Source organism: Bacillus sp. TH30 (assembly GCF_016650875.1).
Taxonomy (GTDB): domain Bacteria; phylum Bacillota; class Bacilli; order Bacillales; family Bacillaceae_G; genus Bacillus_A; species Bacillus_A mycoides.
Window position 1 is genome coordinate 243,782 of the sequence record NZ_JAEKEY010000001.1, and the last position, 18,004, is coordinate 261,785.

General features: G+C 29.5%; 16 protein-coding genes and 1 pseudogene. 6 read left to right on the forward strand and 11 right to left on the reverse strand.

Going from position 1 to position 18,004, the window contains the following annotated elements; genetic code table 11:
* Window positions 1–18: 18 nt before the first annotated feature.
* The 10 genes from JFU20_RS01265 to JFU20_RS01310 form a co-directional block, all read right to left on the reverse strand.
* On the reverse strand, window positions 19–546 hold the full coding sequence (locus JFU20_RS01265) for a restriction endonuclease (protein ID WP_201038216.1): 528 nt from the start codon (window positions 544–546) through the stop codon (window positions 19–21).
* A gap of 548 nt (window positions 547–1,094) precedes the next feature.
* A complete protein-coding gene (locus JFU20_RS01270) occupies window positions 1,095–3,170 on the reverse strand; it encodes a hypothetical protein (RefSeq protein WP_307838382.1) in 2,076 nt (691 codons plus the stop codon).
* On the reverse strand, window positions 3,167–3,658 hold the full coding sequence (locus JFU20_RS01275) for a hypothetical protein (RefSeq protein WP_201038217.1): 492 nt from the start codon (window positions 3,656–3,658) through the stop codon (window positions 3,167–3,169). The genes JFU20_RS01270 and JFU20_RS01275 overlap by 4 nt, the downstream gene beginning before the upstream one ends.
* On the reverse strand, window positions 3,642–4,943 hold the full coding sequence (locus JFU20_RS01280; protein WP_242488128.1) for an SIR2 family NAD-dependent protein deacylase: 1,302 nt from the start codon (window positions 4,941–4,943) through the stop codon (window positions 3,642–3,644). The genes JFU20_RS01275 and JFU20_RS01280 overlap by 17 nt, the downstream gene beginning before the upstream one ends.
* 426 nt (window positions 4,944–5,369) lie before the next feature.
* Entirely contained in the window at window positions 5,370–5,873 is a 504-nt protein-coding gene (locus JFU20_RS01285) for a hypothetical protein (RefSeq protein ID WP_201038219.1), read from the reverse strand.
* Window positions 5,874–6,137: 264 nt separating this feature from the next.
* Window positions 6,138–6,755 (reverse strand): hypothetical protein, encoded by a 618-nt coding sequence (locus JFU20_RS01290; RefSeq protein ID WP_201038220.1) that lies wholly within the window; start codon window positions 6,753–6,755, stop codon window positions 6,138–6,140.
* A 32-nt stretch (window positions 6,756–6,787) separates the two neighbouring features.
* Window positions 6,788–7,825, reverse strand: a complete 1,038-nt coding sequence (locus JFU20_RS01295; protein ID WP_201038221.1) for a Kiwa anti-phage protein KwaB-like domain-containing protein — start codon at window positions 7,823–7,825, stop codon at window positions 6,788–6,790.
* 358 nt (window positions 7,826–8,183) lie between these two features.
* The gene (locus JFU20_RS01300) at window positions 8,184–9,368 is read right to left on the reverse strand and encodes a DGQHR domain-containing protein (protein WP_201038222.1); all 1,185 of its coding nucleotides are present in this window, start codon (window positions 9,366–9,368) and stop codon (window positions 8,184–8,186) included.
* The gene (locus JFU20_RS01305) at window positions 9,368–10,753 is read right to left on the reverse strand and encodes a hypothetical protein (protein WP_201038223.1); all 1,386 of its coding nucleotides are present in this window, start codon (window positions 10,751–10,753) and stop codon (window positions 9,368–9,370) included. The genes JFU20_RS01300 and JFU20_RS01305 overlap by 1 nt, the downstream gene beginning before the upstream one ends.
* 884 nt (window positions 10,754–11,637) lie before the next feature.
* The gene (locus JFU20_RS01310; RefSeq protein ID WP_201038224.1) at window positions 11,638–12,357 is read right to left on the reverse strand and encodes a hypothetical protein; all 720 of its coding nucleotides are present in this window, start codon (window positions 12,355–12,357) and stop codon (window positions 11,638–11,640) included.
* A 281-nt stretch (window positions 12,358–12,638) separates the two neighbouring features.
* On the opposite strand from JFU20_RS01310, the gene JFU20_RS01315 reads away from it, so the two are divergent.
* The 5 genes from JFU20_RS01315 (at window position 12,639) to JFU20_RS01335 (ending at window position 15,197) form a co-directional block, all read left to right on the forward strand.
* Window positions 12,639–12,956: a hypothetical protein gene (locus JFU20_RS01315; protein ID WP_201038225.1), complete on the forward strand. Its 318-nt coding sequence runs from the start codon at window positions 12,639–12,641 to the stop codon at window positions 12,954–12,956.
* Window positions 12,957–13,082: 126 nt separating this feature from the next.
* Window positions 13,083–13,988, forward strand: a complete 906-nt coding sequence (locus JFU20_RS01320) for a type IV secretory system conjugative DNA transfer family protein (protein ID WP_201038226.1) — start codon at window positions 13,083–13,085, stop codon at window positions 13,986–13,988.
* Between the two features lies 1 nt (window position 13,989).
* A complete protein-coding gene (locus JFU20_RS01325; protein ID WP_201038227.1) occupies window positions 13,990–14,517 on the forward strand; it encodes a hypothetical protein in 528 nt (175 codons plus the stop codon).
* Window positions 14,518–14,560: 43 nt separating this feature from the next.
* The gene (locus tag JFU20_RS01330; protein ID WP_201038228.1) at window positions 14,561–14,782 is read left to right on the forward strand and encodes a hypothetical protein; all 222 of its coding nucleotides are present in this window, start codon (window positions 14,561–14,563) and stop codon (window positions 14,780–14,782) included.
* Between the two features lie 250 nt (window positions 14,783–15,032).
* Window positions 15,033–15,197 (forward strand): hypothetical protein, encoded by a 165-nt coding sequence (locus tag JFU20_RS01335; protein ID WP_201038287.1) that lies wholly within the window; start codon window positions 15,033–15,035, stop codon window positions 15,195–15,197.
* A 587-nt stretch (window positions 15,198–15,784) separates the two neighbouring features.
* On the opposite strand, the gene JFU20_RS30640 is transcribed toward JFU20_RS01335, so the two are convergent.
* Window positions 15,785–15,895, reverse strand: coding sequence for a hypothetical protein (locus JFU20_RS30640; RefSeq protein WP_374222316.1), 111 nt, complete (start codon window positions 15,893–15,895; stop codon window positions 15,785–15,787).
* 212 nt (window positions 15,896–16,107) lie between these two features.
* On the opposite strand from JFU20_RS30640, the pseudogene JFU20_RS30505 reads away from it, so the two are divergent.
* A pseudogene (locus JFU20_RS30505) lies at window positions 16,108–17,932 on the forward strand (DNA/RNA helicase domain-containing protein).
* Window positions 17,933–18,004: the final 72 nt, after the last annotated feature.

An 18,004-nucleotide genomic window follows, 5' to 3' on the forward strand; every position in this document is an offset into this window, starting at 1 on the left:
ATTTTTTTCTCTTCAATTTTACTTAACATTGTGCTTAATATGTAGGAACAAACAAGAGACTTCTCCGTCTATAAAAACATCTCTATTAATAACCTGAGTTAATACTTTATCTGCCACTAACCAGAGTTTAAAGTTTTTCCTTAAGATATCCTGATTACTTTCTTTAATGAGAAATTTGTCTAATTCATTTTTGGTAAATATATATTCATCACTATCCATATAATCACTAAAAATTTCTCGTATTTGTTTTATATTTCCTGCTACAAGATCTTTAGAAGTACAAATATAATATGTTTCAGGTCTTGGGACCATCTCATTTAACTTTTCAAGTTCTTTCTCTAAAGAATTCTTTAGACTACTAAAGCTACTTTTTGTATAATGTTTGACTTGAACTACAATTCTTTTTTTTGTAGGGCTTTCAGTTAAATCCACTCCTCCATCCCTTCCTGGACTAAAATACCTTAGCTCTACACCCAGTTCTCTACTTAAAATATCTGAACATAGAATTTCAAACTCATTAGCACTTAAATTTGTATAATCAAACACTTTTCCACTCTTCTTTCTAACAAAATTCTCTTCTTATTAGTTGTAATAGCTACTTCAGATCTTATTTTTGATTAGCCATTAATAAAACAATGCCTTGCCCTAACAATCAACTGGACAACTTTCATTTTAAACAAAACTGAATCAAAATATATTTTCCTCGTTATGTTTAATAACTCATTTATATAAAAAATTTAAATAAAATTAGAAATGATAGTTTATATAACTTTATTTTGATACCATTAGAACGGCTATAATTTCTTCAAATCATCGCATATTTTTTATAAATATCACAATTTTAAATTTACACACACATCTTAATTCTCAAAACATAAATTTTCAAATATTAAGGGCAAAATAAAAACACCTAAACATCTTTAAATTATTAGGTGTTTTTATTTTTAAGTATAAAAATAACATTTACCAAGTTCAACATCACTCGTCCAATAATAAAAAACAGTTGGTTATTTACAGGGGCGCATTGGTTGAATGTTATAAAACTCACATTAATATTGTAAAATCAAATTTTGTAGTTACTCAAGCATAATCAACTAAATCCTTATAGAAAGCTTGAAAGGGATGATAATATTAAGAGAGAAAGGAATGTGTGCCATTGCCCTAACCTGTTTATGGTCACAAACCTTCATCTCCCTCTGTAAATTCATTTTTTCCGGATTAATTAAACCCTTTTTCCCTTTTAAAAATACATACTTTATGTACTTATTAAATTTTTCTGGCGGTGTATTTTCTACGAGGATGATTTGATGATAAGTACTTAACTCAATCAGTATTTTATAAAATTCTTCGTATACTTCTGGGTCATTTATCAAATTCTTTTCTTCAATTTTAGTTTGATCTTCAGCAGATTTCTGAACCAGATTTTGCTGTTGATTCCCATCCTGTTCTTCTTTCTTCTCACTTTTTTTCAAAGTACCTACATATTTACTAATTGAATCTAACAATAAAAGTCCAGGATGTCCAGAAGCATATCCTTCGGATTTACTGTTTAAAATCGCTCCTAAGTATGATAGCTGCATACACTCCAACAGACCTCCACTTTCATGAGCATAAACACTTGCACCTTCATAATATGGAATATATTGTTCAGGGTGGATAAAGGTTTCACCATTTGTATCATACTTTAGTCTTTTCATAAAGTTTTGATACTCTGTGTTTAAAAAATCAAAAATAGTTTCTCGATCCTTATCACTTATTTTTAGTGCTGCTATTTCACCTTCTAGTCGTGTCGCAGTAGTCTCCAGATTCGTAATATCCTTTTGTTTTTCATCAATTTTCCGATGAATTCGTATCCCTTCTTTAACTATTTCATGATCTTTAATTAAACGATTTAACAAGCTATTTATACTATCGATTTGGGAGAGGAACGGAACATCTGTCTCTTTAACGAATTCAACAATAGCTTCATTCAAAATATCTTGTTTTCTCGACAATCTCTCTATTTGTACATCGATACCTTCAATACTCTTCATGTCATCATTAATTAAATTTTTGACCAGATTTATTTTATCGGTTATTTCTTTTTTTACTTTCCTTAACATTTTTTCTGTATTCGTACTTTGATTTACTTCTTCTTTCTCATGAATTAAAACGGTTGAATTGCATAGAGGACATTCAATATTTTGATCCGGTATCACTAACGTATAATTTATTTCCAATGTCGCATCTATTTCTTTTTCTTCAACTCTATATTCTTCCACTAACAATTTTTTAGAGTTTATAGACATTAACAATTGTCTTTTATTCCTTTGATATTCAACTATTTGGTTAGCAATCTCTTCTAAATCCTTTTTCAGCTTAATATACAGTTCATTTTCACTATTGTTATTCAATTTGCTACTTTCTATAATTGTTTTCTTTTCTTTTTTCTGCTTTTCAATATCTTTCTTAATCCTATTGTATTTAGCAGATAAAACATTGAAATCTTCAGCATCCTTGTCTTTTAAATATAAATTCAATCCAGCTATTACCTTATATGCATCTTCAATTTTATTCTGTGTATCTACTAATTTCTCCTTTAATGCATCTTTATCAGATTCCACTAGGCCAAATATCAATTTAAAAGCATGCGGATTTTTATTTCTCTTAAACGTAGTTTTATTTTCTAAAAAATCCTTTGTTCCGAGTGCATGCTGATTTATATACACATATCTAAAAATATCTCGGAAAGATACGATTTGTAGTTCTTTTTTTGTACTATGTTTTTGATGTTTAATTATTTTATATTCATTAACATTTAATTTTGTCATAAGAAAATGCATCGCTTCACTTATCGTTACGATCTTTGGCGTATACCCTTCTATATCCTCAAAGGCGCAGAAATATATGCTGATATTACCTTGTTTCTTTTTTAACAAACGGCTGAATGTAAATATTTCATCATTAATTTTTAATTCAATAAAAATTTGATTGCAATGTATATTCAATTCTTTTTGAACTTTTAAATCGATTTTCTCACTCTTACCTAAACAGTAATCAATCAAGCTAAGAATTAAGGATTTTCCTGATGTTTTCTCACCACTTATAATGGTAAGACCTTCGTTAAAACGTATAGTGCGCTTATATGACGTGCCTTGAACAATTAACTTTTTAATAAATATACTGCTCACTTTCGCACCCCCCTTATTATTTGCATATTACCAGCTGAAAACTTCACTTTTTCAAAGGCTTTTGTATACTCTACTTTTAGATTAGAAAAGAATACTGAATCAACTTCTTCAAAAGCTGCTGCGCCTTGTGAATTCAATTGCACTGTTATGTCACCTAACTTTTTAGTTAAGTCCCCTTGCAGATTTATGAATTTTAGGTGCGACATATTCAAAAGTATTTGATTAATTTTAGTCTGGAAACGAAAATATAAATTGGGAGATGGTATTATACCCATTTTATTTTCTTCACTGTCTTCAAATAGTTTAATTAAATCAAAATTGACAAGACTATAATAGAACATGATTTCCGAAACTTTTCTACGCTTCTTGCTCTTTAATGTAAAAGCATACATTAGACATAGTACTTTCATTAAATCTAACTTTTCGTTATTAAATAAAAGCTCAATTGACGGGGGGACCACTGTGATTTTATTAATTAGATTGCTCATCTAACCGCTCATCCCCCCACCAAATACCCATTGTTTCATCCTCAGCCAAAAGATGAATTAACCCTCTATTCTCGTTTTCATCTGATTGATTATCTTCAAAAAACACAGCATATCTTCCAAAATTAAACTCTTCTAAACTTCCATGCACAACTGTTAAAAGTTGTTCACTATCCCCGTACTTCTTGTATGTATCCGCATACTTTTCTTTATATTTTGTGAATACTTTACCCAATATTGCATCAATAATATCTATAGACATCCCTGCTTGTTTCAATGCTCGTATGTATTGCTCTGATGCCACATAGAAAATTGAACTTAATTCAATAAGAGACTCATCGATATTTTCTATTTTCAGTTTTTTGTAAAACAAGTTACCTTTTACATCTTTTTTAAAGTCCGCTAATCTTGCTCCGAGAACAACAGAACTGGTAGTAGTGCCATTTGAACCATTAGAATCTCCATCTGTATTCCTCAAATTTGATTCAGCCATTTGATTCAGTATCCTTCTTATCTCAAGCACATGTGTAGAACCTTGTGTTTCATATGGAATCGTGATTAAACCATATTTATCCCTTAATTCTTTTATTCTTTCCTGAGTAGGATTAGCTAGAAGGATATAATGCGTCCCATTAAGATACTGCTTGTAATCCTTAATTAAATCACTTACGAATTTATCATCAAAAGAAAAACCCATGAATAACAAATTTTTGCTACTTGTAACTGCTTTTAATAACTCCCCGTACTTTTCATTACTGTAAAGTGTCTCATAGCCGCTTTTACTAATAACAATTGATCCCAAATTAGATGTAAATCCATGAAGATGGCAAATTCGTTTTTCATCATACAAATCTTGAGAACTAAAATCTAAATCCTTGAGTAGAATTGGAAGATTATCACACTTAATATGTTCATATAATAGATTTTCATAATTTGTTGTTAAATGGAGTTTAAAGTTCATCTTAGCCAAATCTGAATAATTATGTAAATTATCATCTTCTACATTTGTTTTATGTTGTTTGATTAATTTCACAATCATTTTTTGAATATCTTGGTCCACTAGATGTGCAAATTTCTTTATTTGATCAATCGCGCCCCAATAATCATTATTCTCTAAATGCCAATCAACAACGCTTCGTAGCAGTACCTCGATTTTACCTTTAGCATATTCATCAGTAATATCTCTTATCAAATCTCCCCATGTCGGGATATTGAAGGGTACTGATAATCCAGCCCCAATAAAAGGAACTACTTTGTTTTCATGATAAGCTTCTTTTAATTGCTTCAAATTCCCCTCCATACAACCGCTCCTTTCTATATTCAGCTCTAATTTTATTCTAAAAATATTTGCACCATTTTCTTAATATATTTACATCTATTCTATCAAACAGTACCATTTTCATCCATATAGTTTAGTTTTTCTTATCAATCACGCCGCTTTTATTTCGGGTTTATTCACATTCCCTAAAAATTAGAAATACACTTACTACATCCTTAAACAATGAATTGCTAAATTTAATATATCAACTTAAAGAAATCGGTTTAGAAATTATAGAAGAAATACAGATGACTATCGGATATTGGATATTAATAACATTTATGAATATAAAGGGCTTATACCGTGAAAGTCTATTAGTTATAAAGAGTTAGAAATTCTGTATAAAGTACCTTTTACGACATACCTATCTATAGATTTAATATTCCCCCCTTTAATTTATGCACCTTTGAAATAACCTAATTTATTCTTTATCTTGTTGATTCTATTTTTCATTTTCCCCCTTCTGAATTCGAGTTTTTCAACAATAGTACTTTCAAAAGCTTTATAAAAAGCATTATTGGATAGCGCAATAAAAAGTAATATAAGATAAGTAACTTTTGTATTACCATCAACTGTAACAATTTTAAATCCCCATGCTTTTAAAGTTGTTTCTCCCACCATTACTAGTGAAAATGCTCCTGAAATGTACGTAGCAAAAAAGTGAACCTGATAAAATCGTTTTAAAAATGTTTCTGAATCATAAATCCAAATATAAATATAGTGTAAAATTATTGATAGTATAATTGACAGTACACTAGACATTATCAGCATACAAATAAATATCTCTATTGAATCTGGAGCCATAAACATTGTAAAGAATGGTTCTGCAAAATAAATAATTTGAACTCCGAACGTTACAGTACAGAAATACAAAATTGAATAATAACAAAAAACAGCCACAATTAGTCATCTCCTAAAAAATAATAAACAAAATAACATAATAACATTATATTATACGAAATATAAAATTTTACAATGGTTACTACATCTACTTTTAAATAATAAATGCACGCATCCTTTTTTAATTATAAAATCTCAAATAAAAAAAGGAACTTCCGTTGTCCTGAAAGATCCTCTGTAACAAATATGAATTATATCCCTTTATATACATCGGTGCATTTAGCTTAAACTTTTAATTCTAACCTTAACAGGAGAGTCATCATTTTACCTTCTAGAAACAATGTAATAAACATCACCAACAAGATGCTGTAGTATAAACTTATCATTCAAGTCTAAAAATTCATCTTCGGATATCAGAAACACTTTTCTTCGATTTTCACTTCCAGAGGTATTAGTAATTTCGGCTTGAAACACACTCCTACCTGTTACAAAAAATAAGGGGTTTGTGCTAATTGAATCAGTTTTTACATAGATAAGAATAATAATTCCAAGTATCAATAAACCTCCAGATAAGTTTGTGACTGATTTTACATCTAGGGAAAAAAGAGGGAGTAACATTGTTATTAAGAAAAAGGAATAGTGTTCCGCCCGCGGTTTGGCATATTTTTTTATATATACTTCACTAATGCTACTAGTTGAATTTTTCGCTTTTTTCAAAGCACCTCTCGTTATTAAAATACCTAAAAGTGATCCCAAAACTACTATAATAATTGCATAGATTAATTCTGTAACTTTTTCTGAAGTGTGCGGAATTTTCCCCCATATAACTTGTAAAGAACTAGGAATAAGTTTATTTTCTAATGCAAACTTTAACAAAAATATTCCCATTAGTGGTAAATAAGCCAGTATCCATAGGAGAAATTGTTCTTTTTTTGACCACACAAGTAATACCCTCCCAATTTATCATCAAAAATTTATTCATAAGCAAGGGCAACTTTAAATTCATCGGTTAAGAATGAACGCACAATCTTATCTGCAAAAAAGTGAATCAATGTTGTGGGCTCTTGTTCTTCATTATAGATTATCTTTTTGTTATTCAAATCAATAAAATCATATAATGACCATATCTCTTTAAACTGCTCTTTCATCTCTTGTTTTTCTGATTCTTCTCTCAATTCATCAAATCTTTGCTTTATTTGTTTTAAATCTTCACATCTCTCTTCAAAATTTTCTTCTAAAGCCCCCAGCGTATGTTGAGATATCTGTGCTAAAGATCTTGAGTATATATATTTCTTACATTTAACCATAAATTGTTCCTTGTTGGAATCTGCGCCTTGAAATAAATCTAAAGAAGTAATGGTATTTAGATTTTCATCTCTTCGAGCATTAATATGATCACTATAATCAAATGCATATTCAAAGTTTCTCAAGTTATTAATGTAAATATTTTCACCAACAACAAAAAAGCTAATTGCTCCCCCTACTTCTAAATCAGGTTGCTCTTTTATATTCCATTCATTAGAACTAAAAAAGGCAAATTTTCTCTTTTGACTAGATTTTTTAGGTGCCCGATAAAAATTAAAATAAAATGTATTTCCTTCGAATGATAACTTAATATATTGGAAATTCGATTGTTGCCACTGTAACAATTCATCATGATCCAAAGATTCATGTAGATTATTAAATCTTGATACCAAATTTTCAATATTTTGCACATGAAGCTTTGCTAAGGTAGCATTCTTTTGAATTTCAAAATTATACTCGCTAATAATAAATTGATCATTCTCCCCTTTAAAAGATTTCAATTGTGAAATAATATGTTCTATTAACCATAAACCTAATTCCTTAGCTAATGCTAATTTTTTGGCATGGTAATAATTATCTGCATTTTTTTGTTTTTTTACTACAAAAAAAGATATTTGTAGGTTCTTTTCATCTATAGATTCTTTCAATTGTTCAGATGTTAAATTTATAAATCTATTAATAGGATGTTCATTTGTATTAATTTCCATATTTACCACCTTTAATTTTTATCACTTTAACAACAAAATAATATCCTTTTCTTTCCACTTACTATTTTATAACAAACCAAAATATATTTCATTAAAATTGACATAAGAGAGATCATGTTATTTATGAAATATCTATCGTTTTTTTATGAAGCATAACTTTGCCGCAAACAAAAAGAACCCTAATCTTTCCAAAATGGCAAAGTTAGGGTTCAAATCACACCAAAATATATTTCATTAAATATGTATTAGTGAAGACGGTGGGAGTCAAACCAACTGTCTCAAAATACTGTTATATCAATAGCTGCGGGGGCAATTGATTTTTTTGATCACGTTTTTGACTATTATATTTAATTTTACTCTACTTTTTAATAATATTTTCTATATGCTTAAACCCAGCCTCTGAACTCAACCCTTTAAACCTTCCACCTTTTTCCCAATCTTCATCGATTAGCTTTGAAGAATATATTATTTCTCGGAATTGATTCAAAATATAACTATAATCTTTTATGTTAACGTCTTCACTTTTAATTATGGTATATAAAATATTATGCAATGATCTTAGTCCCATATTTTTTTGAATATAAAATTCTTCATTGTAATAAATTTCAAAGTCAAAGGATAACTTCTTATAAGAAAAACATTTTTTCCATCTATCCATAATAATTTTCCAGCAAGGAACAAATAATTCAAATGTAAGTTCATTAGAAAGCATATTTAAATGCTTATCTAACTCCTCATATGTAGTATTTCCATTGAAATTTGTCTCTATATTACTAGTATAAAATTTACAAATCTGTTCTATGGATTTATAAAAAGCACTATAACCAATTACTCCTATTTCATCATCATTATTTACATCGATTATAATTGCATTTTCCCAAACATTAATTATATCTCCAGTAAATAAATTCTGCTCTTCATTATATGGCTTATTATCATTTAGACTGAAAATGATACGATTAGCTAAATGGTTCGTATAGTCTAATTGGTTTATTTTTTCCAATTCTTGATACCTAGTCAAAGCTAACCTTATCAAATCCGTTTTTAAAGGTTTAGCTTTTGCATTAATGGATTGGAAAACCTCAACTTCTTTGATTCGCTTATAAATACTAATAGGCATTATAATTACTGAAAACTCATAGGAATTTATTTCATTTAATTTATTTAGATCGCCTCGATCAGTTAACTCATCGATATACTTCTTCATGGCCATAATTCTATGTTGTCCATCTACAATTCTAAAAATATGACCACCATCATCCCTATTAAATTGTAGAGATATCATATTATCAATGCTAGATTCAATTAAATTATCTTCATCTATCCCAAGAAGAATGGAAGTAGGAGAAATAGGAGTATCATCTGTTTTTAGGGAAACTACTATTTTTTTCAGGTGCCTTTCTATTAATGTCCTTTGATAGCCTAATCTATTATCTCTAGAATAAATGGACACAAAAGAATTTTCTATTATTTCTTTAAATGTCATCACAGTCGAATAAAAAGTTTGATTTCCCTGAATATATTTAAAAGTTCTCTTTTCCACTATTTATTCCACCCTTCTAGAATATAATTCGAAATATTTTCACTTAATTCATAACTAATATTGTTCTCATCCTCTTGTGTTGAAAACCACTTTTCTATTTTTTTACTAACATCAGAAGTTAATAATTCTTTATTAGATATCGCATTTGATATTATTATACTAGCATTTACAAGTTTTTTAAGTTCTTCTTGTAAGGATTCTTCCTCAAAATAATCCTGGAATCTTTCTATAAAATTCTCTTGTTCTATTTCAAAATACTGATACAATTCCTTCAGCTGGATATTTTTCTTTAACTCTAAGTTTTTGAAAATTTCACTATCACTTATATTTAGCATACCTTCAAAAAAGATATCAATTTTATCGGAAATAACTTCAATTTTTTCTTTATACTTCTCATCTAATTTCAGGTCAAATAATAAACAGGTTTTTAAAAAATTTGATTCGTCATTTAATATTTTACTAATTGCATTGAACGGTAAATAATCTTTATAAAAATGGTTGATAATTTTTATATCTTTACATGTATCCATCTCTTCATTAAATATACTTTCATCAAAATCCATATTTTTTTCGATGAAGTAAGAACATAATATTTGGGCAGTCTGATTAATTATAAAACTTAATTTACCTTTATCATTTGTTACGCCAAAAATGTCGTTCTTTTTAACGTCAATATAAGTATAAATTTTAGTCTTTAACATTTCAGATTCCATATATGAAATATCATATGTATAAATATCGTGTAATATTTCCTCAATGTTTATTAACATTGGAGCGAGAGAATGCATAATTTTTTTATTATAATTTTTCAATTCATGTATTCCATGATCTTTATAAAATAATGTATGTTCAATATCCGCGAATGCACTTAAAAACACACTTTTTATTTGAATCTCTACTGGGTAATCAAAATATTTTAATTTAATGTGATAGTACTGTATTCTATCATTATTAAATATAGATTTTTTATTTTCCAACCCACTAATTACTGTTATAATGCCCTCGTTAGCTTTTAAAAAATCTTTTAAATATTTAAAAGCAATATCTTGAAAGCCAATGGTAGTCGTTAAAATAGTTATCCCAATTAGGTCATCAAAACAACTTAATAAACTTTGCTCAGAAATTGATTTAATATCTATATCATTTCTTATAATCTTTTCTTCAATTGATAATTGACTTTTCACTCTAGATTTATAAGAAAAGGGTATAACTGACTTATAAACTGAATTATTAATAACAGTTCCTTCTTTAAGAGCTTTATCTTTAATAAATTTCTCTATTTTTTCAACTAATACATTTAATTTATCCTTTAATTCTCCTTCTAGGTTTTCTGAATAAAAAATCCCAACACTATCGGACATATCCAACTTCTCTTGAACCTTCAAATTTCTAACCTCCTATTTTGTATGATTATTAAAAGTTTCAACAAAATCTATTATAATATCACCAAGAAGTATTTTACATATTTTGTTTATCCTTGATTATTTATTATTATTTCAAAATTATTTAGTATAATTAACTTATAAAATTATGAAGGTACAATATTTTGAGCTATCAATCCGAAGCACAACTAGAAAAAAATTTAGTCCAACAGCTAACAACCATTGTTTATCAATCCATTGATATTCCGGATTATGATTCGCTGTTACTCAATTTCAAAAACCAATTAAATAAATTCAATCAACATAAATTAAATAGCTAACTTTACCAGATATGATCTAAAATTCCATTTACTGATCTTATGTCTAACTTTATCATCTTTAAAATAAGTTTTTATTGGTATATGCCTTTCTTAAATCCATCTAGCTATAAATGCTAGTTTACCAATGTACACTTTTGATTGAATAAATACGTTCAAAAATGATTGAGGAAGTCTAGGGAAACTATTGCTACTAAGTCATTTTAGCCAAAAATATATGTAGAAGGATGTCTGTTGTACATTGTATTTTTAGTTTTTCATGCATGTAGTTGAATGGGATTTGTGTAACAAAACCGTTTCAACTACATGCATGAAAACAACTGAGGCGTTAGTACAGATCTAGAAACAAACAATTTCTGTCGATATTTAAAGCATTTCTGTACATCTTTACACAAGCGAAACTGTACATTTAAGAATAATCCTTTACATCTAACACCTATTTCAGAAAAGAATCTCACAGTTTCTTTGTGACTTTGTATAGGCGGTATATAGATTATCGTCCCTACTCTCCCTCTACTCAGCCCCTTACCATGGTTCCTCTCATAGCTTTAAAATTAAATTTTTACATACTCAGCCATTTGTTAATTGCTCTAAGAAAATATTCATTATCAACGAAGAAAATTCATTCTGAACAAATCTATCAATGCTTTCCGGGAGCCTCTTAAATGTTAAACAAGCATTGTCATTAAATTTAGTTACTTGCTCTATTTCTTTAGTAATTTCGAATATACATTCATTCTCTACATAACTTTCTGAATTATATTTGTTATACGTGAAAGTTGTAAATAATCTTATAAATTGATCTCTAACAGTATATTTGTCATCATAGTGCATTTTCAAAAGTCTATCTATTTTATCTTGAGTGACTTCTGAGGATTCATTTCCAAAATATGATAGTAACGATAAAATATTACCTTTGACCTTAAAATCTTCATTTATACAGTCACGGATCAAACACTCGAATACCTTTACTGAGTACACTTGAATTTCATCAGCACCTCCCCATAGCATCTCATGCACATTACGAAACTTTAACTCATTAACAAGTAAGTCAGTATATGTTTCTGTAAGCAAATATCGATTATTTCTACCATTAAAATTTCCAGTCGCTATTTTATTAATCAGTTTATAGTCATAGCCCGTTTTGTCTTCCGCAGTTTCATAATCTATTTTGTTTTTATATCCTGCTACCATGTAATAAGTTAGCTTCAGATCCTTCTTTCTTAAATAAATTCTTCTTGCTGCTAAATCATATATGAATTTAGTAGTTATTGGAAAAATATTTTTCATATTAAGACCCCTTCCTAAAAAGGTGGTGTATTTTTGAAAAGTGTACCACAAAAAATCAGATGTAAGCACTATTTAAAATATATGACACAATACAGGTATCAAGAAAGACTCGCAATCCCTTGAAATACTTAATAGTGTTTGTTTGCTAGTGGCAAACACAGAAAGAAGAGATTCTTATGATGAAAAGATAAGTAAACTTATTAACGCTATTTTATGACAGGCGTGAGTAGTTCATTAATCGTCGAGTACTAATCAAAATAGAATCTACTGAGGTGTAAAATATGAAAATAAAAAACAACTTTAAGCAAAATAGTTATAGCAAAGAAATAGCTGATAAATATGTAAACCCAACCTCTTCTTTTATACTGTTATCTAGTGAAGCTGAGGAAATGTATACATTTGAGAATAACAAACGTGTCCCCATTGGATCAAAAATTTGGGTACTTCAAGCTGGTGTTAATCCGTTTTCTGTGAAACTTCCAGCACAAGTAACTGTCTCTGCTAACCAGCTTGATCAGGTAAGTCTGGTCGACTTAGAAGCTATCGAAGTTCGTAATAACATATATTTCAGAGCATCTTCAATTGAAAAAATAAAATAATATGACCAGCTTGATACAAACCGAGAAGGAGAATCTACTTATACAAATTCATTTGATGTTGAAATTCTGAGGGACGGCTTTATTTTCAAACCCGCCGTCCCTTCAACTTTCATATTAAATAACCATTTGTATAATCGTATCTTTCAATTAGCTAGTGGCGTCCTGTATCCAAAATTCACACTATTAAAACAAAGTGGAACCTACTTTGTTAAAACATCTGACAATGATATGCATACTGCTAGAGGATTATTTTTCCCGTGGTATCAAGGAATTCCAGAAAGAATGATCATTGATGATCTTTCCTTTTTTCTAGCTAGCAAAGTCAAAGAAAAATCGATTCCATTAATGGGAAATTTAGATTTCAATTACAGTAAAGTCTACCATCTAGCTATCGCTGGTAACAGCGGCAGTGGGAAAAGCCAAAGTCTGATTTATCTTATGTCCGCCATCAAATCTTTTTCAGATATGGTGATTGTTGATCCCAAATTTGACAGCCCTAGTAAATTTGCACACCAAAATGGCATCAGATTGATTAAACCCGAAAATAATCGTAGTCAAAATGACTTTGTAAACCAAATTAGCGATATGCTGAGCGAATATGTCTCTCTTATTCAACAAAGACAACAGGAGTTATTCGATAATCCCTCCGTAATTTTCCGACATCAAACGATAGTCATAGATGAATTACTAGCTTTAACCACGGGTGTATTCAAACAGATACAAGCAGATTTTTTCTCGCTTTTAAGTCAAATTGCCTTACTTGGTCGCTCCACCAAAATCCATTTGATCTTAGTCAGTCAACGCTTTGATGTTAATGCCCTACCTATTAGCGTTCGGGAGCAGTGCAACTTGGTCTTACAATTAGGCAATATAAACAAAAAGACCACACAATTTCTTTTTCCTGATCTGGATAATAGCGAGGATATTGTTATTCCAAAAGGCGTCGCAACCGGTATCATCCAATTAATAGATGGCGTCCATAGTAACAATGTCATGCCGATCTTAATGCCTACTGTAAAGGAGTGGCTATAATATGTATCGCTTTTCAAATCTACTAATAAAGGTATATCTCACCGCAATTTATATTTTGCTGCTTTGTATTGTTTTTCTTATTACTTTAAAGCTTACTAAACTAGGTTTAGCAGATTCTTTTGAATGGATCGTAAAAAAGTATTTCTATTTTATAGTCGGCTCCATTATTGCGTTTACATTCATCGACATGCTAATTCGTTTCATACTAAAAGATAATATAATGCACACTATTCTATCTTTTATTTTTACTAGACGAATTCATCATTTTATGTGGATTTTTGACAATGAAAATTTAGTCGCAATTTCTCAAAATCAAGTAAATAATGCCATAACACGATCATATGTAAATCTTTTTAGAGATACCGTCATCTTCCGCATCAAATTGCCTAGGAATGGTGAAGCGCAAAGACTCATTAAAGAAAAGCAAGATAGTATTCGTGAAGAACTCAGCTCGATGATTAATGCAAGCTTTTCAGGGTTTGACCGACAAGGAAGATATTTAATTTTAAAAGGCAACCTGAATAAATAACTATGATGAAATTTTAAGGTGGAGCGATCAAAGGATTTCTTATTTGATTGAGATATTACAAAATATAAAATTTTCTTTAGACAACCCAAAGTACTTTGGTGAATTTGAAAAGAAAAAACATATTAAAGAAAGTATTAGAATTTTACTAGATGATTATACGGTAAATAAAGAAAAAAAGAATTTACTTGGTGTAAGACTAATAGTCGGAATTTTAAATTCTGATGCCCAAAAAAGAAGAATAGAAATTATCATATACATAAAATAAGGTAATACCGTATAGATTAGCATACAAACATTTTTTGCTATGATACTCTCATTTTTTTGATAATATAAAAGTTTAACTTTTATATTATCAAAAGACAGTATTTGTATAGCAGTTTAAAAAAATGACGGTAAATTATTTTCCGTCATTTTTTTATAGGATAAGTATTTTTTATATGGTATGCTATATATATCAGCAATAATAAGACGATTTAACTCTCTTTTACTGTGTGTGGAAAGGGGGTGTGTTTTAAATGGAGAATGTCGTAATAAGTGCTATTGTTTTGATGTTATTTAATAGTATTGAATGTGTTGGAAAATTATACATAGACTATTATTTTAAAAGGAAAGCATTTATGGAACAACAGAAAAAAACCGTTACTGTAGCTGGAACTATAGAAAACGGTCTAAAAAAATAAGTATGCTGGTTAATCGTTTTATTATTGTTTCTTTAAAGAATAAGTGCTGGAACACTTATTCTTTTTTATTTTGTAAATACAAATTACATCTTTGTGTATACATTATAACACAAAGATTCGATTAAGTGATCATTACTTGATCATTATTTGATCATCACTTGATCATTACTTGATCATTACTTGATCATTACTTGATCATTACTTGATCATTACTTGATCATTACTTGATCATTACTTGATCATTACTTATCTTAATTTACATATAAAAATTTTTAACTGTATTTTTATTTTTTCAATTTATACTCTTATTGTTTATTTTGAACCCCAATCCTTCTCAAATAGAATCAAAAAAGAAAAATCGAAATAACTGCCTTTTTATTTTGTAAGCTTTAAAACTTTCATACCGCCCTCTTTCACTTTTAAATTTTAAGCTCTTCATGTGCTATAGTACGATGTATTTCTTTTTTATTTCAAGTAATATAATTAACAATCCCCTGATAGTAACAAAAACTCTCTTAATTTATTATTAAAAGAGTTTTTAAATCAAATATAAATTCAATATGAATTTTACTATCTAGAACTAATCATCACGATAAAACTATTAGAAGACCTACAATTAAATTCCATGTAATATGCAAAATAATACCGAGTAAAATAGATTGTATTTTATGATATAACATCACAAATATTATTCCCATAATCCTTGCTGTAAAATGAAGTGAATTTACTAAAACAACTTAATCTTAGCTCACTTCATCTCCCCTTCTTAACCTCTTCATCTTAATCGGTAAATTGAGAAAGAAAATGCTCAATTAAAAGGATTAACTCTTTTCTTATTCCAAACTATTTATTCTATTTCGTATAATAAGGATGTACATATATAAAACCATATCACAAGGAGGCCTTTATCTTGAACTATGGCTGGGGTGGAACTATTGAACAATTTAAGCAATTAGATGTACAATTCTTTGTTACACAATTACTTAATCATGTTTATAAAACCAATGCAAATGATCCCAAAATAGATTCTCAAAAGAGAGCATGGATTGATAGTTATAATAAACTACAAGATTTATTTAATCGATTTTCTGATTTAGATGCATCACTTATTTTTGAATATGAGATTTTACGCGGAGGCGGTCGTCGTACAGATGTACTTTTATTGATTAATGGTTATTTGATAGTTCTCGAATGTAAAAGTTATAATAACGTTTCCCCTTCTGAATATATCCAAACATCCCTTTATATGCGTGATCTCGAACATTATCATTCGGCTATTCAACAATCTAACATGCAAGTCATAGGTGTTTTACTGCTTACAAACTATGAAGGTGAACGCTGGGTTTTCCAAAAAGATTATTAAGTAACCATTTCAACAGTTGATGGATTGGAAAGCATTCTTAAACGAATCATCAATAAAACAAAAGTACCAACTTTGACGCTAGAGGAAATAATCGATGGGGTCTATGAACCCTCACCTTCTATGCTAGAAGCTGCTCGTTCTATTTTAAATAATGAACCACTCCCTGACATTAAAGCTGTATCAAGCAGTAATTTCCCAGAAGTACAACAAACTGTACGCTCAATTATTGAAGAAGCCCAACATACAAATACCCATCATCTCATTTTAGTATCTGGCGAGCCAGGGGCAGGTAAAACATATTTAGGTCTAACCATTGCACATGAGATGAAAAATGCAGTTTATTTATCTGGTAACGGCCCATTAGTAGATGTATTACAAGATACGTTGAAAAATAGAACCTTCGTACAAGGTCTATATGGCTATAAAATGGATTTTCTTGAAAAGAGAATGATTCCAAAAGAACAAATCATCATTTTTGATGAGGCCCAACGAGCATGGGATACAAAAAAAGTCGATCAATCGCTCACTAAACGAAATCAAAAAGCCCAAAACTTAAGTGAACCGGATATTATAATGAATATTACAACAAACAATAAACCGTGGAGTGTAACAATTGGCTTAATTGGTGACGGACAGGAGATCTATTCTGGGGAAGAAGGCGGTCTCTCTCTGTGGAATACTGCGATCGCGGGAAAAAACGTGACTGTTCACTCTAAACATTCTAATTCTTTATTTACAAATGCAGCACATTATAGAACACATTCTCAGCTACATTTAAACTCATCTTTCCGTGCTCATGCAGCTTTAAAATACTATGACTTTATTGGATGCTAATTTTGAAAAAACAAAAGAGCTTATTAGTAATCTACCGAAAGAACATTATCAACTTTTTATTACGCGTGATTTAGACAAAGCCAAACTCACTTTACATCAGCTTTATCAGGATGATACAAAAACAGTTGGTGTTGTCTGTGCTGGTGGCGCTGATCGTCAAAAAGAAGTCCCTGTTCTACCAAGAGATGAACGATATGAACGACCTAGTAAGATCGCTCAATACTTTAACTATCCTGAATCCCAATACTATTGTAGAGCGCTCAACTACAGCTCAACTGAATTCCAAACACAGGGACTTGAACTAGATATGACGCTCGTTCATTGGGATGATGATTTATATCTACAGAATGGGACTTGGAAGGGGCAGCACTATCAATGGGGTGTCGAAGATCCGTTCCAAATTAAACTCAACGCATATAGAGTTATTTTAACCAGAGGTCGAGATGGAACAATTATTTACATACCACCAAAAACCATTCTAGATGAAACTTGGAACTTATTAAAAAATCATTTGCATATTCCTGAATTGACGTTTTAAGGCTTATAATAAGAGACGATATTCTAGACTCCTTTAGAATATCGTCTCTTATTTTTTAATTTTACAGCAACC